This is a genomic window from Agrobacterium sp. CCNWLW155, assembly GCF_036888815.1.
Lineage (GTDB): Bacteria > Pseudomonadota > Alphaproteobacteria > Rhizobiales > Rhizobiaceae > Agrobacterium > Agrobacterium radiobacter.
The window spans coordinates 1-22,424 of sequence record NZ_JBAKFW010000005.1; the positions used below are offsets into that span (position 1 = coordinate 1).

Below are 22,424 nucleotides of genomic sequence, written 5' to 3' on the forward strand. Positions count from 1 at the left end.
TCATCCACACCAGCAAAAGCAGCACCGAAGGCGCAAGCATAACCCGCGCCAGACCGCTCGTGTTCCGTGTTGCCATTAGTCGTCCTCCCTCACGGATACAGTTATGAGTTTGAGCGGGACTTCAGATGAAACCGCTCGCACTTCCCCCATTTCGCTCCGGCGGCCTCTGCCGCAGGGGCATCCGGATTTATGATTGCCGTCAGTGGCGGCCTTCGCCCGTCGCTGCGTGATAGGTCGCCAGAACCTGATCCACAGCGGCGATCAAAATCTCTTCCGCGTCCTCGCCCGCAACTGTTGCGAGCGGCAATTCTCCGAGATACTGGCGCAGCAGGGTTTCGGGAATTGTCTTCCCATCCAGCGCCTTATGCAAGGCGGAAACGGCCTGCAACGCTTCCGGCCGTGCCCAGTAATAACGGATGCGGTCGCTGTAACTATAGTGGCGCTGCAATCGCAGCGTGATGTCGTCGCCATGGTAATGGCCCTGCCAGTCGCCCGGCGCGCTCAACATCAGTTTTTCCATGGTCCGCGCCAGCGGCCGGTCGCCATAGGTGCCGACCATTTCGGATGCGATCATATCAAGCGCATAAAGCGCTTCCCGGTAAGCGAAGGTGAGGCCCGGACCAACTTTGAGGATTGGATATCCGTCGCGCACCAGTGCGGCAAGGGCAGGCTTGGTCTGGTAATCGGTGGAATGGGCCTCGAACACCAGCTGCGGTTCGCCGTCCAGAACGGCGCTCAGCGCTTCCGCGGCCTGCGGATCATAAGCAACGACATTGTCGCTGCCGAATTCCACGCCGGGCTGCACGACGAAAGCGATGACCCGTTCGAAGGCTTGCGAAAGACCGTGCTGCGCGAATATCTCGCGGTGAAGGTCGATGGTGTTGCGCGCCGCCTGCGGCAGTGTCGGCGCGACGGTGTCGAGCACATGGTCGGCGCCGCCAGGCACCGGCACTTCGGTGCCGAGAATATAAAGCGGTTTGGGCAGGCCGGCATCGGTGGCCGCCTTTTCGGCAACGGCGGCAAGTTTGGCGGCGCGGTTGGCGATGGTGACGTCATCCAGCGCCGCCGGCTCACCGGCGCAGCCCATCGATGCATCAAGGTGAATCTTGCGAAAACCCGATGCCACATAGGCCTCAACCATGGCGGCGGCTTTTATCAGCGCCTCTTCGGCCTTCTCCCTGCGCCAGGGGTTGGGCCCGAGATGATCGCCGCCGAAAATCAGGAGCTCGCCGGGTAATCCTTCTTCCGCAGCGATGCTGTTGACGAAGGCAACAAAATCACGGGGTGTCATGCCGGTATAACCACCGAGATGGTTGACCTGATTGCAGGTCGCCTCGATCAGCACGGCTGTCTTGCTGGCGGCGGCGCGGCGGATCGCGGCGCGCAGGACGACGGGGTGGGCCGAACAGACGGACGTGATGCCCGCGGGTTTGCCGGCGCGGCGGGCGGCGGCGAGATTTTCCAGAATGGCGGTCATAGGACTTCCTCCGACAATTGCGCGGCCATGAAGGCATCGAGTTCGGCAAGGCTGGCAGCGCCCTCCATCGGGCCGCGCCTGATGACGTTGTGGGCACCCGATGCATTGGCGTAAGCGAGCGCTTTTGCCGGGTGCATGCCGAGGCGGCGGCAGGTGAGGTAGGTTGCGCCGAAACAGTCGCCGGCACCGGTCGGGTCGATTTCCTCCACCTTCAGGCCGGGGGCGTCGATGCGCCCATGGGCGCGGCTGAAATGGCTTGCGCCCTTCGCGCCGCGTTTCAGCACGATTTCGCCGACACCGGAGGCGAGCAGCTTTTCTATCGCGGCATCCTCATCATCGAGACCGGAGGCTGCCTGAAGTTCTTCGCCTGATGGCAGCAGGAGATCTGTCACGGCAAGCAGATCGTCGATCAGCCTGCGGCCTTCGTCACCCTGCGCCAGTTCCTTGCGGATGTTCGGATCGAAAGACACCGAACCGCCGCGTGCTCCGACACTCCTGATCGCCGCCAGAATGATGTCGCCAATGCCGGCAATCGCGAAGGCCGATCCCATGACGTGTACATGGCCGGCTTTTTCGATGAGCGCCTGCGCTTCATCGGTCATCTGCGTTTCGCTGGCCGCCGAATGGGCGATGTTGAAAACGAAGTCGCGCGCGCCGTTCTCACGGTAGCGCACGAAGGCGCTGCCGGTCGGGCGATCTGGAATAGTGGCGATTGCCGAGACATCGACGCCGTCACTGCGCAGTCTTTCGACATTGAGACGGCCGAAATCGTCGTCACCGACTGCAGCGATGATGCCGGCGGTTCCGCCGCAACGCGCCACCTGATCGATGAAGATGGCCGGTGCGCCGCTCGGGAAAGGGCCGATCAGCGTTTGCGGCTCGAGAAAGCCGTTTCCCACCGTCGTCGCCATGATCTCCACGAGGATTTCACCTGCCGTGATGGTCGGACCATTCGTGTGCGGCGCCAGTGCGGATGTCTGTCTCATCGTCTCCTCCTTATACGTTCGGCCCCAGCTTTCGGGCGGATCAAAAGCCGTCATTCTGTGGACTCTTGTTTTCGGGTATCGTTCAAAAATTTACGCGCGTCAATATATGGAGTGATGAAAATTTTGCTGCATCGCAGCAGGAAGTTTGCGCGATGAAATAATTTCCGAGGATATTATTTGCGTTAAAACAACTACATATTGGTATATTCAGCGATGCGACCGTGCTCGGTCTTATTTTCGTATGTTGACAAGGGAGCATATTTTGAGAGATAAAAATTTACGCATGTATTGTTATGCGTGGACATCCGTAAAGGAGGAGCGGGTATCATGAGCAAATTTATTGGAATTCTGTCATCGTCCGTGGTCGGCGTCGGCCTATTGGCCGGGCTTGCGCAAGCGGAAGAAATCAACATCGCCACCGTCAACAATGGCGACATGATCATCATGCAGAAGCTTTCCAGCGCCTGGGAGAAGGAAACTGGAAACAAGATCAACTGGATCGTGCTGGAAGAGAATGTCCTGCGTGAGCGCGTGACGACCGATATCGCCACCAATGGCGGCCAGTTCGACATCATGACCATCGGCGGTTACGAAGCGCCGATCTGGGGCAAGCAGGGCTGGCTGGCGCCGGTTGATGATCTCGGCGACGATTACGATTACGCCGATCTGCTCGATCCGATCAAGAAAGGCCTGACGGTGGACGGCAAGCTTTACGCGGTGCCGTTCTACACCGAAAGCTCGTTTACGCTTTACCGCAAGGACCTGTTCGACGCCGCCGGCCTGAAGATGCCTGATAATCCGAGCTACGACCAGATCAAGGATTTTGCCGCCAAGCTGACCGACAAGTCGAAGCAGCAATATGGCATCTGCCTGCGCGGCAAGCCGGGCTGGGGCGAGAACATGGCTTTCCTCGGGACCATGATCAACACCTATGGCGGACGCTGGTTCGATATGGACTGGAAGCCGCAGCTGACGAGCGAGCCGTGGAAAAAGGCGATCTCGGATTACGTCGCGCTGATGACCTCTTACGGCCCGCCCGGTGCGGCAGCCAACGGCTTCAACGAGAACCAGACGCTGTTTTCATCCGGCCGCTGCGCCATGTGGATCGACGCCACCTCGGCGGCAGGCCGGGTCTATGATCCCAAACAGAGCCAGGTCGCCGACAAGACCGCCTTCACGCGGGCTCCGGTCGAGGCGACGCCGAACGGGTCGAGCTGGTCCTGGTCGTGGAACCTTGCAATTCCGAACAGCACGAAGAAGCTCGAAACCGCCAAGTCCTTCGTCAAATGGGCGACCTCGAAGTCCTATGTGAAGACGGTCGGTGAAAGCGAAGGCTGGGTTGCCGTGCCGCCGGGCACGCGCAAATCCACCTATGAGCTGCCGGAATACAAGAAGGCGGCACCCTTTGCGGATACGGTGCTGAAGGCCATCATGTCGGCCGATCCGTCGAAACCAACCAAGGATCCGGTTCCCTATACCGGCGTGCAGTTCGTCGCCATACCGGAATTCCAGTCCATTGGTACGGTTGTCGGCCAGCAGATCGCGGCAGCCCTTTCCGGCCAGCAGACCGTCGATGCGGCGCTTGAGGGCGCACAGAAACAGGTCGAGCGTGACATGACCCGCGCGGGCTACATCAAGTAGCCGCGTCCTCCCGGCGTGCCGCCCGTTCGTCACTTTGGCGGCGGGCGGCATGGGTGGCCCCACACCCGCCGCCCTCATTCCTGTGCTTGTCACAGGAAACCAGCCAGCCCGAGTCCTTGGGCTGAAAGAACTCTCTCAGCCGCGTGAAAGCCACGTCGACTGGATTCCTGTGACAAGCACAGGAATGAGGGGTTGAGAAAATTGCATCTAACAACAAGCGAGCATGGCCGAGTTGTCCGCCATGCATCACGGAGATCGACATGAGATTGAACAACAAGGTCGCGCTGATTACAGGCGCCGCCCGCGGTATCGGCCTTGGTTTTGCGCAGGCTTTTGCAGATGAGGGTGCAAAGGTCATCATCGCTGACATCGATATCGCCCGTGCGACGGCGTCTGCCGCCGCCATCGGCCCTTCTGCCAAGGCCGTAAAGCTGGATGTGACTGACCTTAGTCAGATCGATGCGGTGGTGAAGGCGGTGGATGAGGAATTCGGCGGCATTGATATCCTTGTCAACAATGCCGCTATCTTCGATATGGCGCCGATCAACGGTATTACCGAAGAGAGCTATGAGCGGGTTTTCGACATCAATCTCAAGGGACCGCTTTTCATGATGAAGGCCGTCTCCAATGTCATGATTGCCCGTGCACGGGGTGGCAAGATCATCAATATGGCGAGCCAGGCCGGCCGTCGCGGTGAGGCGCTCGTCACGCTTTATTGCGCTTCCAAGGCCGCGATCATTTCCGCCACGCAATCGGCGGCGCTGGCGCTCGTCAAGCACGGCATCAATGTCAACGCCATCGCGCCCGGTGTCGTGGATGGTGAGCACTGGGAAGTGGTCGATGCACATTTCGCCAAATGGGAAGGCCTGAAGCCGGGTGAAAAAAAGGCGGCGGTGGCGAAATCCGTGCCGATCGGCCGTTTTGCCACGCCCGACGACATCAAGGGGCTGGCGGTTTTCCTCGCCTCTTCCGACAGCGACTATATTCTCGCCCAGACATACAATGTCGATGGCGGCAACTGGATGAGCTGAAAAGCCGGAGATGACCATGCATGCCATTCAATTCGTCGAGAAGGGACGCGCCGTGCTGGCGGAGGTTACGGTCGCCGATCTGCCGCCCGGCCACGCCCTCGTGCGGGTCAAGGCTTCGGGGCTTTGCCACACCGATATCGATGTACTCCATGCACGTTATGGCGACGGTGCCTTTCCCGTCATCCCGGGCCATGAATATGCCGGTGAAGTCGCGGCCGTGGCCGCTGATGTGACTGGCATCAAGGTTGGCGAACGGGTGGCGGTCGATCCCAATCTGCCCTGTGGCGTCTGCGCGAGTTGCAGGAAGGGCCTTACCAACCTCTGCAGCACACTGAAGGCCTATGGCGTCTCCCATAATGGCGGCTTTGCGGAGTTCAGCGTGGTGCATGCCGATCACCTGCACCGCATCGGTTCCATGCCCTATCATGTCGCGGCATTGGCAGAACCGCTCGCCTGCGTCGTCAATGGCATGCAGAGCGCGGGCATCGGCGAGAGTGGTATCGTACCGGAAAACGCGCTGGTTTTTGGTGCCGGCCCTATCGGCCTGCTGCTTGCCTTGTCGCTGAAATCGCGCGGCATCAGGACGGTGACGATTGCCGATATCAATGAAAGCAGGCTGGCCTTCGCCGAAAATCTCGGGCTTGAGGTGGCGGTGTCCGGCTCGGAAGCGCTCCTGCGGCAACAGAAATCGTTCGATTTCGTGGCCGATGCGACCGGCATCGCCGCTGTTGCGGAAGCGATGATCCCGCTGGTTGCCGATGGCGGTACGGCGCTGTTCTTTGGCGTCTGCGCGCCGGATGCCCGCATTGCTGTCTCGCCCTTCGAAATCTTCAGGCGTCAGTTGAAGCTTGTCGGTTCACATTCGCTGAACCGTAACATTCCGCAGGCGTTAGCTATTCTGGAGACGGATGGTGATGTCATGGCGCGGCTGGTGTCGCACCGACTGCCGCTTTCGGAGATGCTGCCGTTCTTTACGAAAAAGCCGTCCGATCCGGCTACAATGAAAGTGCAATTTGCGGCCGAATGATCTTTTGGCCGTTGATAACCACATTCGACCGGCTTTTCGTGCGAAGGCCGGTCGATATAGAATACCACATGTAATATTTCATGGGGGCAAGCACTTTGGCCAAATCTATCAGGACGATGGAAGAGTTTTCGGAATTCGTCGGCCTTTCCCGCCCGACCGTTTCGAAATACTTCAATGATCCGGCCTCGGTCCGCAAGAAGACCCGGGATGCCATCGAGGACGCGCTGAAGAAATCGGGCTTCAGGCCCAATATCTTTGCCGTGAACCTCAACCGCCGCCGTTCCAATATCATCGGCATCATCATCCCGAACTCGACGGACCCGTTCTATATGGCGCTGACGAGCCGTATCGAACTCATCGCCAATGAGGCGGGATTCCTTGCCTTCGTGCTGTCATCAGACGGCAAGGCGGAGATTGAAGACCGCGCCATCCGCACCTTCAAGTCGATGAATGTCGCGGGCGCCATCATCGCCCCGCTCGGTGTCAAATCCCACCGCGCCACGCTGGAGCAGCTCGCGGCCAGTATTCCAATCGTTTATGTGGATTCGCCCCTCGACGAGACCTCGGCCTTTGTCGGCACCGACAACCGCCAGAGTGTCGGGCTGATGGTGGATTATCTCTGCCGTTCGGGCGAGCCGCCCTGTTTCTTCGACATGCCGCAGGTCAACACCAATGCTGCGACGCGCCGCACGGCTTACGTGGAGGCCATGCAGCGTCTCGGTTTCGAGCCGCATGTGATCGATGTCCCTGATATCGTCACCTGGGATTTCGAACGTTTCGCCTTTGATGAAGCGTCCCGGCTGCTTGATGGGGCAGGGCATTTGCCATCGCGCACCATTCTGTGCGCCAACGACCGTATCGCCTTCGGCGTCATCGCCGCCGCCTTCCAGAAAGGAATCAAGGTTGGTCACGGTGCGGATTACGATCTCCGGGTCGCCGGCCATGATGATCATCCGCTGTCGCGTTACGCCTGCCCGCCGATTACCACGGTGGCGCAGAACTATAACGAGATCGGCAGGCTCTCGATCGAGCTTCTGTTGCAGAAGCTGGATGAAGAGGCGGATGACGCAACCCGGATGCGCGAGCGCATTCTCCTCAGCGCCGATCTGATGTTGCGTAAATCGGCCTGACGGTTTTTGGCGCAGAGTGGGGTCTTCGCTTAACGGATCACGGCGTTCACCTGAGTATCGCAGGTGATCGCCGTGATGAAAAGCGTTGAACGCAAGGCTTTTAGCGGTGGCTTGGCAGCTTCGGCAGGAACACTGTCAAAAGGCCGAGCAGCGGCATGTAGGAGCAGATGCGATAGACGAATTCAATGCCTTCCTTGTCCGCATAGACGCCCAGAACCGCCGCCCCGATACCGCCGAAACCGAAGGCGAAACCGAAGAACATGCCGGCGATGAGGCCGACACGGCCCGGCACCAGTTCCTGTGCGAACACCACGATGGCCGAGAAGGCCGACGAGAAGACGAAGCCGATCACGACGACCAGAACCGCCGTCCAGAACAGGTTGGCATAGGGCAGCATCAGCGCGAAGGGAATGACGCCGAGGATCGAGAACCAGATGACCACGCGGGAGCCGAAACGGTCACCGATCGGGCCGCCGAAGAACACGCCGAGTGCTGAAGCCCCGAGGAAGAGGAACAGCAGAACCTGCGCGTCCTGCACACCAAGACCGAACCGGTCGATCGTGTAGAAGGTGAAGTAGCTGGACAGGCTGGCGAGATAGGCGTTCTTGGTTGCGGTCAGGACCACCAGAACGAGAAGCGTCATCATAACCGTGCCGCGTGCCAGCGGCAGGGCGCGGCTGACAGGGGCCTTGCCGACGGTGGCGCGGCGATGGCGGGTATACCAGACGCCGACCCACGAAAGCACGCCAAAACCGACGAGCGCAATCAGCGAGAACCGGCTGAGGCTCGACTGGCCGAGCGGTATGACGATGAAAGCGGCGAGCAGCGGGCCGATGGCCGTTCCGGTATTGCCGCCGACCTGGAAGAAGGACTGTGCAAGGCCGTGACGGCCGCCGGATGCCAGGCGCGCAACGCGCGAGGCTTCCGGATGGAAGATCGCCGAGCCGATGCCGATGAGGCAGGCGCCGATCACCAGAACCTCGAAACTGTGGGCGAAGGCGAGCGTGATGAGGCCGGCGCAGGTGGACAGCATGGCGACGGGCAGGGAGAAGGGCATGGGCCAGCGATCGGTCACCATGCCGACGACCGGCTGCAACAGCGATGCGGTGACCTGAAAGGCGAAGGTCAGCAGCCCGATCTGCATGAAATCGAGCGCGTAATTGGCCTTCAGCAGCGGGTAAAGCGACGTCAGCAGCGATTGCATGATGTCGTTGAGCATATGGCAGAAGCTCGCGGCAGCGATGATTGTAAACGCCGTGCGTTGCGGGTTGAACCCGGCGCTGGTGACGGTGGCCATGATGTATCCTCTCCAGATTCCCGATGGAAGGGCGGGAAACGTGTCTTTATTTCTTCCCGCTTTTATTCATATTGTTTCTGGCCTGCATTTGTGTTCTGGACGAGTTTCTTTGTGAGTGGGCCAAATGGCAAAAATCAAATCGCGGCCGCCTGCAGGGCTGACGCAGGACGAGCATGAACGCAGTCTGAAATTGATCGACGGCACCAATGAACCGGTGCTCGCGCTTTGCCGCGTCTATCCCACGGGGCACCGAACCCCGCCCCACAGCCACAGCCGGGTACAGATCTGGTGTGCACGTCAGGGTGTGGTGCTGGTCAGCACCGCCGATGGGCGCTGGATGATACCGCCCGGTCACGGGCTCCTCATTCCTGCCGGGCTGCAGCACGAGGCCGAGACCATTTCCACGGTGGAGATGCACTCGATCTACGTTCATCCCGATCTCTTCCATGCCGGCGCGCCGCGGGTGGTGGAAATAACCGATCTCGCCTCCAGCCTGATTTCGGAACTGCTGGCTGAGGAACACCAGCCGTCGGCATTTCATCGGCAGGGCCTCGTGCGCGCGCTTTTGCTGGACGAGGTCAACCGCCTGCCGGAAAGGCCGCTCGGATTGCCTTTTCCCGATAATCAGCGTCTGGCTGCGCTCTGCCGCGATTTCCTCAAGAAGCCCGTAGCACGGGTGGAGATCGACGACTGGGCGGCAGCCATGGGAATCAGCCGCCGCTCTTTCACGCGCCTGTTCCGCCGGGAACTCGGGGTGAGTTTCGTCACCTGGCGCCAGCAGGCCTGCATTTTCGCTTCACTGCCGAGGCTGGCGGCCGGCGAGGCGGTGACCAATGTGGCGTTGGATGCCGGTTATGAAAACATTCCCGCCTTCACCACCATGTTCCGGCGGATGCTCGGCAGTTCGCCCCGGGCTTATCGGCAAGCGGCGCGGCAGCGCGGCGGAGCTTTTCCGAAACCGGAAGAAATTGGGGACTAGGCTTCACGCTCCTCCTCATCCCTGTGATTGTCACAGGGATACAGCCCGCCAAAGTCTTGAGCTGAAAAGAGTCCTCTCGCCGCGTAGACGCGCGTCGACTGGATTCCGGTGACAAGCACAGGAATGAGGGAGGTGCCCTAAGCCGCCGTCGCCCGCATGTCGCGGCGGAAATCGGAAGGTGACATGCCGGCGATCTGGCGAAACGCCTTGTTGAAGGCGCTGACGGAGCCGAAGCCGCTTTCCATGGCGATCTGCAGAATATTGTCCTTGCCGGTCATCAGCATTGCCTGTGCACGCGAAAGGCGTAGCAGGGTCAGATATTTGATCAGCGTCATGCCTGTGGACTTGCGGAACAGGTTCATCGCATATTTCGGATGCAATGATGCGGCGCGGGCAATATCGGTCGCGTCGATATCGTCGAGGAAATTGGCGGCGATGAAATCGCACATGCGCACCACGCCGATGGATGGCGCCATGCCTTCCTCATCCTCTCTGTGTTTTGCATCGGCGGCGGACGATACGACGGAATAGGGTTCGAGAAACATCCGTTCCACCCGCAGCAGCAATTCCTCCACCGCATGTTGCGCTCTGGCCGGATCACCCGAGGCGACATAGCGGAACCAGCGGCCGAAATTCTCCTTATCCGCCAGGTCAGTTTCGGCGCTCACCATTGTGGCGCCACCCATCAACTGGCTGGAGACGGCGGCAGGCAGGCGCATTCGGAAGAAATGCACGAGCGGCAGATGCGCGCCCGCATAAAAGGAATCGTCGGAGGAGCGGTCCATCTGGTGCGGCTGGCCACCCCAGAAAATGCACATCTGGCCGGCCTCGAGCGAGAGTTCATGATCGCCCATGCGGTAATGCACCGATCCCGACATCACATAATTCACCTCCACCTGCGCGTGCCAGTGGGGGCGGAGCATGATGGGCGGGTGATTATGAAAGAGCTGAAGCGTTGTCGGCATGCCTTCGATGCTGCTCGCACCCGGCTGGTAGAAGGCTCTTTCGGCAATCTTACTTTCCGCCAAATCGGTGTTCCCTTTTTACGAGACAGATTTCCTGCCGCCGCTAATGTGCCCATGTTCGCTTAAGAACGGCAATTGAAAAAGGGAGGTTTTCAATGTGCTTGAAATTTCTAGGCGCGTCTACCGCTATGCTGCTTCTTGCAGCCCCGGCTTTCGCGCAAACCGAGACCGTCACCATCTGGAGCTGGAATGTCGCGGCTTCCGCGCTGAAATCCACGGTGGAAGGTTTCAATAAACAGAATCCGGATATCAAGATCGTCGTTGAAGACCTTGGAAACAATCAGGTTTTTGACAAGACGCTTGCCGCCTGCGCAGCCGGTGGTGATGGTCTTCCGGACATTGTCACCATAGAGAATTTCGAGGCGGAGCTGTTCTGGAGCCGCTTCCCCGATTGTTTCGCCAATCTGACCGAGCTTGGCTACACGCCTGAGAAACAGGCGCTTTTCCCTGATTTCAAGCGCACGGAACTAGAGGTTGACGGCGTCGCCTATGCGGTTCCGTGGGACTCGGGTCCGGTGGCGGTGTTCTATCGCCGGGACTTCTATGAAAAGGCGGGTGTAGATCCCGCCACCATCAAAAGCTGGGATGATTTCATCGCTGCGGGCAAAAAGGTCATGGCTGCCAATCCCGGCACGGTGATGGCGCAAGCCGATTTCAACGGCGACAGCGAATGGTTCCGCATGATCGCCAATGAACAGGGATGCGGTTACTTTTCGACCGATGGCCAGAGCATCACCATCAACAAGCCCGCCTGTGTCGCGACCCTTGAAAAGGTCAAGGAGATGAAAGACGCCGGCATCATCACGGCCGCGATCTGGGATGAAAAGATCCAGGCCAATACGGCAGGAAAGGCCGCAAGCCAGATGTATGGCGCCTGGTATGAAGGCACGGTGCGTTCCGGCTCTCCTGATCTTTCCGGCAAATGGGGCGTCTATCTGATGCCGAGCCTGACGCCGGATGGCCCGCATGCCGCCAATCTCGGCGGGTCTTCGCTGGCGATCAGCTCGACGTCCGAGCACAAGGAAGCCGCCTGGAAATATATCGACTACGCGCTGACCACCAATGAAGGTCAGGTGACGATGCTGAAATCTTTCGGCCTCGTTCCCTCCTTGCTGTCAGCCATTGACGATCCTTTCGTCAAGGAAAAGCAGCCCTATTGGGGCGGGCAGGCTGTGTGGACCGATATTCTCGCCACCCTGCCGAAGATCGTGCCGAGCCGCGGCACGGCGTTCCAGTCGGATGCGGACGCGATCTACAAGGCGACGCAGACGAAATATTTCGCGGGCGGATATCCGGATGCGAAGGCTGCGCTCGATGATGCGGCCAAGCAGATCGAAACGGCGACGGGGCTGCCGGTCGCGGAGTAAGCCGGCGGCTGTTTATGGCCGAGTGGGTGCCGCACGTTTCTTCTCCCCGAGGGGGAGAAGTCCGCGGCAGCGGGATGAGGGGGCGAGGGTAGCGATAGATCGCGAGCTAGCCCCCTCATCCGACCCTTCGGGCCACCTTCTCCCCCTCGGGGAGAAGAAATACGCCGCACCGCCTTGCAATGGTCTCGCCCTCAAACGGGGGCAGGCCTCTTTCAAACTTTTCCATTTACCCGGCAAAACCGCCGGCATCTGGAGGTCGTCATGCCGTCAAGGAACAGGATCGCTTATGCGTTCCTTGCGCCCTATCTCCTGATTTTCGCCACCTTCTGGGTCTGGCCGATCATCAGCTCGTTCATGCTGTCGTTCCAGAATACACGCATCAATCCGTGGCGGTTCGCCCCCTCCATGAACTGGGGGCGGCTCGTCTCCGACCCGGCTTTTTATAATGCGCTCTACAATACGCTGATCATTCTGGTCATTCAGGTGCCCGTCATGATCGCGCTCGCCACCGTCATGGCGGTGCTCCTGAATTCGCCGCTCCTAAAGGCGCGGCCACTCTACCGCTTTGCCTTTTTCGCGCCTGTTGTTGTCGGCGAGGTTGCCTATGCCGCCGTTTTCCGGCTGATGTTCAGCGCCGATTTCGGCATCATCAACAAGCTCATCACCTCCGTCGGCCTTTCGCCCATTTCGTGGTTCGACAATGCCAATGCCGCCATGGCGCTCGTCATCATCGCGGTTACCTGGCGCTGGGCGGGGTATAACGCCATCATCATTCTGGCCGGGCTGCAATCCATCCCGGGTGATGTCTATGAGGCGGCGACGCTGGACAAGGTGAGCAAACGGCAGCAGTTCTTCTACATAACCCTGCCGCTCCTCAAACCCATCATCCTCTTCTGCGTCGTCCTGTCGGTCATCGGCACCATGCAGCTTTTCGCTGAACCCTTCCTCATCACCAACAGGGGCGGGCCAGGCGGCGGCACGGAAACGCTGGGTCTGTTCCTTTACCGGCAGGGCTTCACCTCGCTCAATTTCGGTTATGCCTCGGCCATTGCCTACACCATGGCGGCGCTCGCCATCGCCATTTCGCTGCTCAATCTATGGGTCGGGAGGGAGCCGAAATGAGATCGAAATCGAGATCGCTTTTCTGGCAGAAGATCGCGCTGCATGCGGCGCTGACGCCGCTCGCCATCATCTGGCTGTTTCCGTTGTGGATGATGTTCGTATTCTCGACGATGCCGGATTACGGCATTTTCAGCCCTGATATTGTTCTGGTGCCGTCCACCAACTTCATCGAGAATTTCGAGAACCTTCAGGCGGATACGAATTTCCTGCGGGCCATGTTCATCTCGATCACCGTCGCTGTCATCTACACTGTCCTTTCGGTGTTCCTGACCTCGATGGCGGGCTGGGCGCTGGCGCGGTACCGCTTTGCGGGACGCGGGGTGGTGATCGCCATCATTCTCGGCACCATCACCCTGCCTTTTGCGGTCGTCGTCATCCCGCAGTTCATCATGGTGGCGCGCGAATTCAAGCTCGCCAATACCTGGGTGGCGCTGATCGTGCCGCCGCTGTTCAATTCGCTCGGCGTGCTGTTCATGCGGCAATCCTTCTCGATGATGCCGACGGAACTCTTCGATGCGGCACGGGTGGAGGGCGTCAAGGAGTGGCAGATATTTCTGCGCATCGCCCTGCCGCTGGCGCGTCCCACCATGGCGGCGCTGTCGATCATCCTCTTCCTGGCCTCGTGGAACAACTACCTCTGGCCGCTTCTCATCAATTCCCGCCCAGGAATGATGACCGCACCCGTGGCGCTTGGCACCCTCATCGGGCTCACCAAAGTGTCATGGGGCGGCATCATGGCCGGCGCGGTGCTGCTCACCGCACCCATCCTCGTGGTTTTCGTGGCCTTGCAGCGTCACTTCATCGCCGGCATTTCCGCCGGGGCAGTCAAGTAAGGGGAGGCCGCATGGCGGAACTTTCGCTCAAGAACGTGGTCAAGCGTTACGGCGCGCTCGAAGTCATCCACGGTGCCGATCTGGATATTGCCGACGGCGAATTCGTCGTCTTCGTTGGCCCCTCCGGATGCGGCAAATCCACGCTGCTGCGCATGATTGCCGGGCTGGAAGACATATCGGATGGCGATGTCAGCATCGGCGGCAGGACGGTCAATGATGCCGATCCGGCGGATCGCGGCATCGCCATGGTGTTCCAGTCCTATGCGCTTTATCCGCATATGACGGTTGCCGAAAACCTGTCCTTCGGCCTTCGAATGAATGGCAATCCCAAGGCCGATACGCAAAAGCGGGTCAACCGCGCCGCCGAAATCCTGCAGATCAACGAGTTGATGGAGCGCCGGCCGAAGCAGCTTTCCGGCGGCCAGAGGCAGCGTGTCGCCATCGGCCGCGCCATCGTGCGTGAACCGCAGGTTTTCCTGTTCGACGAGCCGCTCTCCAACCTCGATGCGGAGCTGCGGGTGCAGATGCGCGTCGAGATATCGCGGCTGCACAAGCAGCTCGGGACAACGATGATCTATGTGACCCATGACCAGACCGAGGCGATGACGCTGGCCGACAAGATCGTCGTCCTGCGCGCGGGCAATATCGAACAGGTCGGCGCGCCGCTCGATCTTTACGATGATCCCGCCAACCGTTTCGTTGCCGGTTTCGTCGGTTCGCCGAAGATGAATTTTCTCGACGCCACCATCATCTGCAGCGGCGCGGAGAGCGTGACGCTCTCGCTCGACAGCGATCCTGCGGTGCGGCTGACCCTGCCGACAAAGGCCCGCTTGAACGACGGAGCCCGTGTTTCGCTCGGCATCCGGCCCGAACATTTTTCCGATGCGGGGCAGGGCGATGCCGATCTCACCGTGCATGTCGATGTCGCCGAACATCTCGGCAATACCAGCTACGTGTATGCCCGTACCGAAGGCGGCGAGCAGCTCATCATCGAGAGGCCGGAATCGCGCGACGTCGGCAATCGCGACCGGCTGACGGTCGGTCTTTCCGCCCGCCGGGCCTTCCTTTTCGACAGCAAGGGCGAACGCCTGCGCTGAACCTTTTCCCAAGCACCTACATAAGACGAGGATTTCATGACGACCGAACAACCGATCCGCTGGGGCATCATCGGCCCGGGTACTATCGCGAAAACATTCGCTGACGGCATCGCCCATTCCCGTACCGGCAGGTTAGAGGCCATCGCCACCCGCAATCCGGACAAGCCCGGCCTGGCCGAGGCCTTCGCCGGTGCGCGCATCATTCATGGGTACGATGCGCTGCTTTCCGATCCCGATATCGATGCCGTCTATATCGCCACACCCCATACCGGCCATGCCGAATGGGCGATCAAGGCAATCCGCGCCGGCAAGAATGTACTGGTAGAAAAACCCATCGCTCTTTCTGCCTATGATGCCGACGCCATTTTCCACGAGGCGAAGAAGGCCGGCGTCTTTGTCGGCGAGGCCTATATGTATCGCCTGCACCCGCAGACGGCGAAATTGCTCGAACTGGTCAAGAGCCGCGCGGTTGGCGATATCCGCATCATCCGTTCCAGCTTCGGTTTCAACATGGGTTCGTTCCGGGCCGATCACCGGCTCTTCGCCAATGAGATGGCGGGCGGCGGCATTCTCGATGTCGGCGGTTATCCGGTCTCGATGGTGCGGCTGATTGCCGGCGCGGTGGATGGCAAACCCTTTGCCGAGCCGGAAAAGGTGGCGGGTGCGGCCCATCTCGGCCAGTCGGGTGTCGACGAATGGGCCTCGGCCGTGCTGAAGTTTTCCAACGGCATCGTCGCCGAAGTGTCCTGCTCGATCATGGCGGGGCAGGACAATGTGCTGCGCATCATCGGTTCGGAAGGGCGGATCGAGGTCAGGGATTTCTGGTACGCTTCCGGCCATAAGGGCGGCACCGGCCGGATTGATATCTTCAGTGGCGACAAGGTGGAAACCATCGAGCTGCCGGAGGATCGTTGGCTTTATTCCTTTGAGGTCGATGCAGCGGGTGAGGCGATCCGTGAGGGCAAAAAGGAATTCGACGCACCGGGCATGGGCTGGGGTGACAGTCTCGGCAATCTGCGTGTCATGGATCAATGGCGCGCCTCGGTCGGCCTTGAATACAGCGTCGAAAAGGCAACCTCGCGCGTTGCCAATATTACCGGCGGCAAGGTCGTGGCCGGAAACGCGGTTCCGAAGCGGCAGGTGCCGGGCCTTGCCAAGCCCGCTTCTGTGGTCGCGCTCGGTTTCGAATTTTTCCCCAATTTTGCCTCCGCGTCCCTGACGCTCGATGCCTTCTACGAGGCGGGCGGCAATCTGTTCGATACGGCTTATGTCTATGGCGCAGGCAGGACCGAGGCGATTTTCGGTGACTGGCACACCAGCCGCAATGTGCCGCGCGAGGAGATCGTGCTGATCGGCAAGGGTGCGCATTCGCCGCTCTGCTACCCTGATATGATCGCCAAGCAACTCGATCAGTCGCTGGAACGTCTGAAGACGGATTATGTCGATGCCTATTTCATGCATCGCGATAATCTGGATATTCCGGTCGGCGAGTTCGTCGATGCCATGGATGCCGAGGTTCGGCGCGGCCGCATTCGCGGCATTTTCGGTGGTTCGAACTGGACGCGCGAGCGCATGGACGAGGCGGCCGCCTATGCTCAGAAGAACGGCAAACAGGCCCCGGGCGCGCTTTCCAACAATTTCTCGCTCGCCGAAATGCTCGATCCGATCTGGGCGGGATGCGTGGCGGCATCGGATGACGAGTGGAAGGAATGGCTGAAATCTCGCCAGATACCCAATTTTGCCTGGTCCAGCCAGGGGCGCGGTTTCTTCACCGACCGGGCAGGGCGCGACAAGCAGGACGATGAGGAAATCGTCCGCGTCTGGTATTCCGACCGCAATTTCGTCCGCCGCGACAGGGCGATCGAGCTTGCGCAGAAACTTGAGCGGCACCCGATCCATATCGCGCTCGCTTATGTCATCGCCCAGCCTTTCCCGGTCATCCCGCTGATCGGACCGCGCACGATTGCGGAGCTGGAGGATAGTCTTTCGGCGCTGGATATCAGGCTGACGGCCGAGCAGGTGAAGTGGCTGGAGGCGTGAAAGACAACGAGCGGTGGATTTATCCGCCGCTCGTTCGGATAGGGCAAGGCATTGCGGCATATTTCTTCTCCCCGCCGGGGAGAAGGTGGCCCGAAGGGTCGGATGAGGGGGCAAGCTCTCCGCATATCTCGACGCTTGCCCCCTCATCCCGCTGCCGCGGACTTCTCCCCGGTGGGGAGAAGAAACAAGGGGCATCCGCTCGCTCCAACTGACGATCTTCGGGGTGGAGACATCATCTTCCACCTTCTTTCCTCTCACGGTGACTGCTAAAGCGTAGGTTCATAAACCTGCAGCGAAACACCGCAGCTAAACAGTCACCGGGGTTCCCATGAGCGATATCGACCGAAGCCGTGCCCAGCAGCTGATGCGGGAAGCGGGCATGGATGCGCTGGTGCTTTTCCAGCCCGAAGCCTTTCGATATGCGGTCGGCGCGCATGCCGGTGTGGCAACCATGTGGGGCAGGGCGGGTTCGGCGATTGCGCTGGTGCCGGCCGATACGGGGGCGGGGATTGCCGCCGTCGTCAGCGATCACGCCGCCCCGCTTGTCAGGAAGGCCGCGCCTGATGTCGATCTGCGCTGCCATCGCATCTGGATCGACATAGTCGATCTGTTGGGCGCCGAAACCATCGCGCAGGTGGACGATGCCTATCGCCGCAACAATTCCGGTGGCCCGAGGCCGGAGACATTCGATCGCGCCGCCTGTTTCGGCCTGCTGGCCGACCTGCTGGGGGAGCGTGGGCTGTCGGCGGCGCGCATTGGCGCAGACCTCGAATTCATGCCCGCCGCCGATTTTCTGGCGCTGCGTCAGGCGCTGCCCGATGTCGATTGGGTTGACGGATCGGCCGTGCTGCGCCGTCTGCGCGCCGTGAAATCCGAGCGCGAGATAAAGCTTCTAAGGCGCGCGGCAGCGGCGGCTGAGGCTGGGCTGGTCGCGATGGCCGCTGCCGTCAGGCCTGGCGCGCCGCTCGGCGGGCTTTCCGCCGCCTGGAAGGCTGGTGCACAGGCCCATGCCGCGAAATCCGGGTTTTCGCTGAGCGGCCATTGGGACTACATATCCGTGGGGCCTGCCTTGTCGGATATGGTGGCGGCTGTGACGCCGGGTGCGCTCATCAAGGCCGATGTCGGCACGCTGGTCGACGGTTATTCGTCAGATGGTGCGAGAACCTTTTCATGGGGACCGGTCTCGCCTTTGGCGTCCGATATCTTCAAAGCGCTTGAAGCGGCCTTCGCCTGCGGGCTGGAAGCGCTTCGCCCCGGCAACAGCTTCGGTGCGGTGCACGCCGCCATGCTCGCCTCGATGCGCAAGGACGGTTTCAGCGAATATTATCGCGGCCATTTCGGCCATTCCGTCGGCGGCGGTGTGGGTATCGAGGAATGGCCATTCTTTTCCCACGACAACCCGGAAATCATTCTTCCGGGCATGGTGGTTGCGCTCGAAGCACCTTTTTATGGCGAAGGGCTGGGGGCTTTGATGATCGAGGACCAGTTTCTGGTCACACCTTCAGGGGTGGAGTGCATGAACAGCCTGCCACGCACCCTGCGGGATTTGTCACTGGAGTGACGACCTGCCGCGGGCTCCGCCTCAGAGAAAGTCGTCGCGGCGCGGGGTGAAGCAGTCGATCAGCTCGCCCTCTTCCAGGCACAGGCAACCATGCTCGATATGGCCGGGCACAATAAGGCTGTCGCCCTTCTGCAGGTCATAGGCTTCACCATCGCGGTAAAAACGGAAACTGCCGCTGGCGACATAGGTGGATTGCACATGCGGATGGCTGTGCAGCTTTCCTTCGGCACCGGTCTTGAAACGGAACGAAACCACCATCAGCTCCGGCGCTTCGGAAAGCACGGTGCGTTCGACACCATCGTCGGGTGAAACGGTGGGGAATGTCGGTAGCTGCTGCATGTCGTTCTCCTCAATCATGTAATGCGATTTAAGCCGGCCGTTTCAGCGTGGTGCGCGCAGCATGGCGCGATACCGCGTCTGGCTGCTTTTCAGGTGGTTGCGCATGGCGCTTCGCGCCGCATCCTCGTTGCCGTCCTGTATGGCGATCAGGATCGCTTCGTGTTCGCCGACGAGACGGCTGAGATCGGCAGGTGAAAGCACGGTTTCCGAGCCGTTTTCGGCCACGGCGCGGCGTGGAATGACGGTCGGCCCCAGCACCTGCAGGAACTCGCTGAAGCGGGGATTGTTGGTCGCCTCGGCCACGGCGAGATGAAAGGCGAAATCGGCTTCGGCCGTCGGGCTGCCCTTGGCGGCGCTGGCGCGGAAGGCATCGAAGGCCTCGATGATCTTTTCTTCCTGCGCCGGCGAACGGCGAATTGCGGCAAGGCCGGCGGCATCGCCTTCCACGGCCGTGCGTAGCTCCAGCATCTCGATCAGCGAGGAGACGCGTGCGAGATCAACATTGTGGAAGGGCCGCCGCTCTGCGGGCGCGGGTTCCAGCACGAAGACGCCGGCGCCCTGACGGGGTTCGACCAGACCGTCGGATCGCAGCGAAGCGATCGCTTCGCGCACCACCGTGCGGCTGACGCCGAATTCCTGCGTCATCTGCGCTTCGGAGGGCAGGCGGTCGCCCGTCTTGTAACGGCCCTTGGCGATCTGGCTGCGGAGTTCCTCGGAAACCTTCACCACAAGCGTTCTGCCCTGTGGAGCGCCCGGTTCGGAGGTTGTCGCTTTTGTCATCTTGGTCGCCGTTCTAAAAAATGTCGGTTGCGTGCACCGGTCCTCGATACGTCATTCGCTGCCCGGCTTGCAATCCCGTCGCTCGCGCCGGGAATGTTTCATGCGGCATCTCAGCTTTCCCTGAAGATCGGATTGTCGACGAACACACCCCCCTGAAACCGCACCAGCGCATCTTCCGGGGCAGGCTTTTGCGTTGTCGCTGATATATGCTGCCGGAAGGTCTCGGCATTGTCCTTCGGTTTCCAGCCGAGATAACCGAGATGCGAATTGTCCCACCAGCCGGCATCATTGGCCGATGCGCCCCAGACGACCGGGCAGCCGAGCACCGGTGCGCGAAACACCGCTTGGATCAGCGACACAAAATCATCGTATGAGAACCATGTGGAAAGCATGCGGTAATTGGTGGGTTCCGGCGTGCAGGAGCCGATGCGCACCAGCGCCGTCTCCTGCCCGAACTTCTCGAAATACATGCGGGCAAGGCTTTCGCCGAAACATTTGGAAACGCCGTAAAGCCCGTCCGGCCGGACGGGCACGTCGGGACCGAGCCTCTCGGTCTGGGAATAATAGCCAATTGTATGGTTTGAGCTGGCAAAGACGATGCGCGGCCGGCCATGGGCGCGGGCGGCCTCGTAGAGATTATAAAGCCCGATGATATTGCCCTGAAGGATTTGTTCGAAGGGCTTCTCCACCGAAATGCCGCCGAGATGAACGATGCCGTCGCAACCGGCGACCATCGCATCCACGGCATTTTCATCCGCAAGGTCGCATTGCACACATTCCTCGTTCGGCCCCGCCGGGTCGAGCGGGGCGAGATCGGCAAGACGCAATATCTCGGCCATCGGTGCAAGGCGTTCACGCATCACGCGGCCAAGCTGGCCCGCCGCACCGGTAACAAGAAGCCGTTTCATTGCAATTCTCCCAAGCCTGTTCCACGTCCGCAGCGTGGTCGAGATATGCCGGCACCTCTTGACCTTGTCATACAGATCGTACAAAAAGCGGATAACATATATTATGTGCCATACGCAACAATCATGAAGGATGAGTTTGATGCTGACCGTCGAAACAAGGCAGGCCGTGAACCCGGAATATGCAAAAACGCTGGATACCGAAGGGCTCCGCCGGCATTTCCTCGCCAACGACATGTTCCGTTCCGGTGAAATCAGACTGATCTATACCCATTACGACCGTTTCGTCATGGGCGGCGCGGTGCCAAATGGTGCGCCGCTGACGCTGGACAAGGTGGAAGAAACCAAGACGCCGTCCTTCCTCGACCGGCGTGAAATGGGCATCGTCAATATCGGCGAGGCGGGCACCGTCAGCGCCGGCGGCGAGACCTACACGCTCAATCGCGGTGACGTGCTTTATCTCGGTGCGGGCAGCGGCGCGGTAACGTTTGATGGTGCTGGCCGATTCTACATCACGTCTTGCCCGGCGCATCGCAGCCTGTCGGCAAAGCTCGTCAGCCTTGCCGACAGCAAGGAGGTCAAGCTCGGCGCGACCGAAACCTCCAACAAGCGCACCATCAACCAGTTCATCCATCCGCTTGTCATGGAAAGCTGCCAGCTGGTGCTGGGTTATACAACGCTGGAGGACGGCTCCGTCTGGAACACCATCCCCTCGCATATTCATGACCGCCGCATGGAAGCCTATCTCTATTTCGGCATGGATGAAAAGTCGCGCGTCCTGCATCTGATGGGCGAACCGCAGGAGACCCGCCATCTGTTCATTTCGAACGAAGAAGGCGCGATTTCACCGCCCTGGTCCATCCATTCCGGTGCGGGCATCGGTTCCTACACCTTCATCTGGGCCATGGCGGGCGACAATGTCGACTATACCGACATGGACTTCATCCAGCCGGGGGATCTGAAATGAGAAATCCCTTTTCGCTTCAAGGGCGTAAGGCGCTCGTGACAGGCGCGAATACCGGTCTTGGCCAGGCGATTGCGGTGGGGCTCGCCGCAGCCGGTGCGGAGGTGGTCTGCGCCGCGCGCCGCGCACCGGATGAAACGCTTGATATCATCGCGAAGGATGGCGGCAAGGCGAGCGCCCTGTCGATTGATTTCGCCGATCCGCTGGCGGCGAAGGACAGTTTCGTCGATGCCGGCTTCGATATTCTCGTCAACAATGCCGGCATCATCCGCCGTGCCGATTCAGTCGAGTTTTCCGAACTCGACTGGGACGAGGTCATGGACGTCAATCTCAAGGCGCTGTTTTTTACCACGCAGGCCTTTGCGAAAGAGCTGTTGGCAAAAGGTCGGCCCGGCAAGGTGGTCAATATCGCCTCGCTCCTGTCGTTTCAGGGCGGCATTCGCGTCCCGTCCTACACGGCGGCGAAACATGGCGTTGCCGGTCTCACCAAGCTTCTGGCGAATGAGTGGGCTGCGAAGGGCATCAATGTGAATGCCATCGCGCCCGGTTACATCGAAACCAACAATACCGAGGCGTTGCGCGCGGATGCCGCCCGCAACAAAGCCATTCTCGAGCGTATTCCGGCCGGCCGTTGGGGTCATTCCGAAGATATCGCCGGTGCAGCGGTCTTTCTGGCTTCGCCGGCGGCGGATTACGTGCATGGCGCCATTCTCAATGTTGATGGCGGCTGGCTGGCGCGTTGATCTGTGACAGATTTTCGAAATTCATCATACAAGATGTATGATGAGTTGTTGACAAAGATGCGGCAAGCGGCTTAGGTGGC

At 60.2% G+C, this 22,424-nt stretch carries 20 protein-coding genes; 13 read left to right on the top strand and 7 right to left on the bottom strand.

Going from position 1 to position 22,424, the window contains the following annotated elements:
- Positions 1-199: 199 nt before the first annotated feature.
- Both V6S97_RS18150 and V6S97_RS18145 read right to left on the bottom strand, forming a co-directional pair.
- Positions 200-1,477, bottom strand: a complete 1,278-nt coding sequence (locus tag V6S97_RS18150) for a D-tagatose-bisphosphate aldolase, class II, non-catalytic subunit (RefSeq protein ID WP_334427551.1) — start codon at positions 1,475-1,477, stop codon at positions 200-202.
- Positions 1,474-2,463 (bottom strand): tagatose kinase, encoded by a 990-nt coding sequence (locus V6S97_RS18145; RefSeq protein WP_035213651.1) that lies wholly within the window; start codon positions 2,461-2,463, stop codon positions 1,474-1,476. The genes V6S97_RS18150 and V6S97_RS18145 overlap by 4 nt, the downstream gene beginning before the upstream one ends.
- Before the next feature lie 327 nt (positions 2,464-2,790).
- On the opposite strand from V6S97_RS18145, the gene V6S97_RS18140 reads away from it, so the two are divergent.
- The 4 genes from V6S97_RS18140 (at position 2,791) to V6S97_RS18125 (ending at position 7,292) form a co-directional block, all read left to right on the top strand.
- Positions 2,791-4,104 carry an ABC transporter substrate-binding protein gene (locus V6S97_RS18140; protein ID WP_113040502.1) on the top strand — a complete coding sequence of 438 codons (1,314 nt, stop codon included), beginning with the start codon at positions 2,791-2,793 and terminating at the stop codon, positions 4,102-4,104.
- 260 nt (positions 4,105-4,364) lie between these two features.
- Complete coding sequence (locus V6S97_RS18135) at positions 4,365-5,135, top strand: galactitol 2-dehydrogenase (RefSeq protein WP_020812578.1); 771 nt, start codon at positions 4,365-4,367, stop codon at positions 5,133-5,135.
- Between the two features lie 16 nt (positions 5,136-5,151).
- Positions 5,152-6,162 carry a D-altritol 5-dehydrogenase gene (locus V6S97_RS18130; protein WP_099086895.1) on the top strand — a complete coding sequence of 337 codons (1,011 nt, stop codon included), beginning with the start codon at positions 5,152-5,154 and terminating at the stop codon, positions 6,160-6,162.
- Between the two features lie 116 nt (positions 6,163-6,278).
- The gene (locus V6S97_RS18125; protein ID WP_031234375.1) at positions 6,279-7,292 is read left to right on the top strand and encodes a LacI family DNA-binding transcriptional regulator; all 1,014 of its coding nucleotides are present in this window, start codon (positions 6,279-6,281) and stop codon (positions 7,290-7,292) included.
- Between the two features lie 100 nt (positions 7,293-7,392).
- On the opposite strand, the gene V6S97_RS18120 is transcribed toward V6S97_RS18125, so the two are convergent.
- On the bottom strand, positions 7,393-8,589 hold the full coding sequence (locus tag V6S97_RS18120; RefSeq protein WP_334427552.1) for an MFS transporter: 1,197 nt from the start codon (positions 8,587-8,589) through the stop codon (positions 7,393-7,395).
- Between the two features lie 124 nt (positions 8,590-8,713).
- Here V6S97_RS18120 and V6S97_RS18115 point away from each other — a divergent pair, with 124 nt between their 5' ends.
- Positions 8,714-9,568, top strand: a complete 855-nt coding sequence (locus V6S97_RS18115) for an AraC family transcriptional regulator (protein ID WP_003510382.1) — start codon at positions 8,714-8,716, stop codon at positions 9,566-9,568.
- A 137-nt stretch (positions 9,569-9,705) separates the two neighbouring features.
- Here the strand turns inward: V6S97_RS18115 and V6S97_RS18110 are convergent, their stop codons facing one another.
- On the bottom strand, positions 9,706-10,596 hold the full coding sequence (locus V6S97_RS18110) for a helix-turn-helix domain-containing protein (RefSeq protein ID WP_003510385.1): 891 nt from the start codon (positions 10,594-10,596) through the stop codon (positions 9,706-9,708).
- 92 nt (positions 10,597-10,688) lie between these two features.
- Between V6S97_RS18110 and V6S97_RS18105 the strand changes: the two genes are divergently transcribed.
- The 6 genes from V6S97_RS18105 (at position 10,689) to V6S97_RS18080 (ending at position 18,613) form a co-directional block, all read left to right on the top strand.
- Positions 10,689-11,960 carry an ABC transporter substrate-binding protein gene (locus tag V6S97_RS18105; RefSeq protein WP_080864962.1) on the top strand — a complete coding sequence of 424 codons (1,272 nt, stop codon included), beginning with the start codon at positions 10,689-10,691 and terminating at the stop codon, positions 11,958-11,960.
- A 261-nt stretch (positions 11,961-12,221) separates the two neighbouring features.
- Complete coding sequence (locus V6S97_RS18100) at positions 12,222-13,082, top strand: carbohydrate ABC transporter permease (protein ID WP_003523586.1); 861 nt, start codon at positions 12,222-12,224, stop codon at positions 13,080-13,082.
- Positions 13,079-13,915, top strand: a complete 837-nt coding sequence (locus V6S97_RS18095; protein ID WP_026372464.1) for a carbohydrate ABC transporter permease — start codon at positions 13,079-13,081, stop codon at positions 13,913-13,915. Before V6S97_RS18100 ends, V6S97_RS18095 begins: the two co-directional genes overlap by 4 nt.
- Positions 13,916-13,926: 11 nt before the next feature.
- On the top strand, positions 13,927-15,012 hold the full coding sequence (locus V6S97_RS18090; protein WP_060723521.1) for an ABC transporter ATP-binding protein: 1,086 nt from the start codon (positions 13,927-13,929) through the stop codon (positions 15,010-15,012).
- A gap of 36 nt (positions 15,013-15,048) precedes the next feature.
- Positions 15,049-17,052, top strand: coding sequence for an aldo/keto reductase (locus V6S97_RS18085; RefSeq protein ID WP_112356727.1), 2,004 nt, complete (start codon positions 15,049-15,051; stop codon positions 17,050-17,052).
- A gap of 328 nt (positions 17,053-17,380) precedes the next feature.
- Positions 17,381-18,613, top strand: a complete 1,233-nt coding sequence (locus V6S97_RS18080) for a M24 family metallopeptidase (protein ID WP_111821064.1) — start codon at positions 17,381-17,383, stop codon at positions 18,611-18,613.
- Between the two features lie 21 nt (positions 18,614-18,634).
- Here V6S97_RS18080 and V6S97_RS18075 read toward each other — a convergent pair whose 3' ends face one another.
- From V6S97_RS18075 to V6S97_RS18065, 3 genes are all read right to left on the bottom strand, one after another.
- The gene (locus tag V6S97_RS18075; RefSeq protein WP_020812569.1) at positions 18,635-18,952 is read right to left on the bottom strand and encodes a cupin domain-containing protein; all 318 of its coding nucleotides are present in this window, start codon (positions 18,950-18,952) and stop codon (positions 18,635-18,637) included.
- Between the two features lie 42 nt (positions 18,953-18,994).
- Positions 18,995-19,732, bottom strand: a complete 738-nt coding sequence (locus tag V6S97_RS18070) for a FadR/GntR family transcriptional regulator (protein ID WP_003508113.1) — start codon at positions 19,730-19,732, stop codon at positions 18,995-18,997.
- 110 nt (positions 19,733-19,842) lie between these two features.
- Complete coding sequence (locus V6S97_RS18065; protein ID WP_111821062.1) at positions 19,843-20,640, bottom strand: NAD-dependent epimerase/dehydratase family protein; 798 nt, start codon at positions 20,638-20,640, stop codon at positions 19,843-19,845.
- Positions 20,641-20,779: 139 nt separating this feature from the next.
- On the opposite strand from V6S97_RS18065, the gene kduI reads away from it, so the two are divergent.
- Together kduI and kduD are read left to right on the top strand one after the other, a co-directional pair.
- A complete protein-coding gene (kduI, locus tag V6S97_RS18060) occupies positions 20,780-21,604 on the top strand; it encodes a 5-dehydro-4-deoxy-D-glucuronate isomerase (protein ID WP_080866738.1) in 825 nt (274 codons plus the stop codon).
- Positions 21,601-22,344 carry a 2-dehydro-3-deoxy-D-gluconate 5-dehydrogenase KduD gene (kduD, locus tag V6S97_RS18055; protein WP_020812566.1) on the top strand — a complete coding sequence of 248 codons (744 nt, stop codon included), beginning with the start codon at positions 21,601-21,603 and terminating at the stop codon, positions 22,342-22,344. Before kduI ends, kduD begins: the two co-directional genes overlap by 4 nt.
- The last annotated feature ends 80 nt before the right edge of the window (positions 22,345-22,424 follow it).

Bases quoted from the DNA above. Each gene is read 5' to 3' on its own strand.
- V6S97_RS18120 (WP_334427552.1), bottom strand. From the start codon at position 8,589: ATGGCCACCGTCACCAGCGCCGGGTTCAACCCGCAACGCACGGCGTTT.
- V6S97_RS18115 (WP_003510382.1), top strand. From the start codon at position 8,714: ATGGCAAAAATCAAATCGCGGCCGCCTGCAGGGCTGACGCAGGACGAG.
- V6S97_RS18100 (WP_003523586.1), top strand. From the start codon at position 12,222: ATGCCGTCAAGGAACAGGATCGCTTATGCGTTCCTTGCGCCCTATCTC.
- V6S97_RS18105 (WP_080864962.1), top strand. From the start codon at position 10,689: ATGTGCTTGAAATTTCTAGGCGCGTCTACCGCTATGCTGCTTCTTGCA.
- V6S97_RS18140 (WP_113040502.1), top strand. From the start codon at position 2,791: ATGAGCAAATTTATTGGAATTCTGTCATCGTCCGTGGTCGGCGTCGGC.
- V6S97_RS18130 (WP_099086895.1), top strand. From the start codon at position 5,152: ATGCATGCCATTCAATTCGTCGAGAAGGGACGCGCCGTGCTGGCGGAG.
- kduI (WP_080866738.1), top strand. From the start codon at position 20,780: ATGCTGACCGTCGAAACAAGGCAGGCCGTGAACCCGGAATATGCAAAA.
- V6S97_RS18085 (WP_112356727.1), top strand. From the start codon at position 15,049: ATGACGACCGAACAACCGATCCGCTGGGGCATCATCGGCCCGGGTACT.
- V6S97_RS18145 (WP_035213651.1), bottom strand. From the start codon at position 2,463: ATGAGACAGACATCCGCACTGGCGCCGCACACGAATGGTCCGACCATC.
- V6S97_RS18135 (WP_020812578.1), top strand. From the start codon at position 4,365: ATGAGATTGAACAACAAGGTCGCGCTGATTACAGGCGCCGCCCGCGGT.
- V6S97_RS18095 (WP_026372464.1), top strand. From the start codon at position 13,079: ATGAGATCGAAATCGAGATCGCTTTTCTGGCAGAAGATCGCGCTGCAT.
- V6S97_RS18090 (WP_060723521.1), top strand. From the start codon at position 13,927: ATGGCGGAACTTTCGCTCAAGAACGTGGTCAAGCGTTACGGCGCGCTC.
- V6S97_RS18080 (WP_111821064.1), top strand. From the start codon at position 17,381: ATGAGCGATATCGACCGAAGCCGTGCCCAGCAGCTGATGCGGGAAGCG.
- V6S97_RS18125 (WP_031234375.1), top strand. From the start codon at position 6,279: ATGGAAGAGTTTTCGGAATTCGTCGGCCTTTCCCGCCCGACCGTTTCG.
- V6S97_RS18065 (WP_111821062.1), bottom strand. From the start codon at position 20,640: ATGAAACGGCTTCTTGTTACCGGTGCGGCGGGCCAGCTTGGCCGCGTG.
- V6S97_RS18070 (WP_003508113.1), bottom strand. From the start codon at position 19,732: ATGACAAAAGCGACAACCTCCGAACCGGGCGCTCCACAGGGCAGAACG.
- V6S97_RS18075 (WP_020812569.1), bottom strand. From the start codon at position 18,952: ATGCAGCAGCTACCGACATTCCCCACCGTTTCACCCGACGATGGTGTC.
- V6S97_RS18150 (WP_334427551.1), bottom strand. From the start codon at position 1,477: ATGACCGCCATTCTGGAAAATCTCGCCGCCGCCCGCCGCGCCGGCAAA.
- kduD (WP_020812566.1), top strand. From the start codon at position 21,601: ATGAGAAATCCCTTTTCGCTTCAAGGGCGTAAGGCGCTCGTGACAGGC.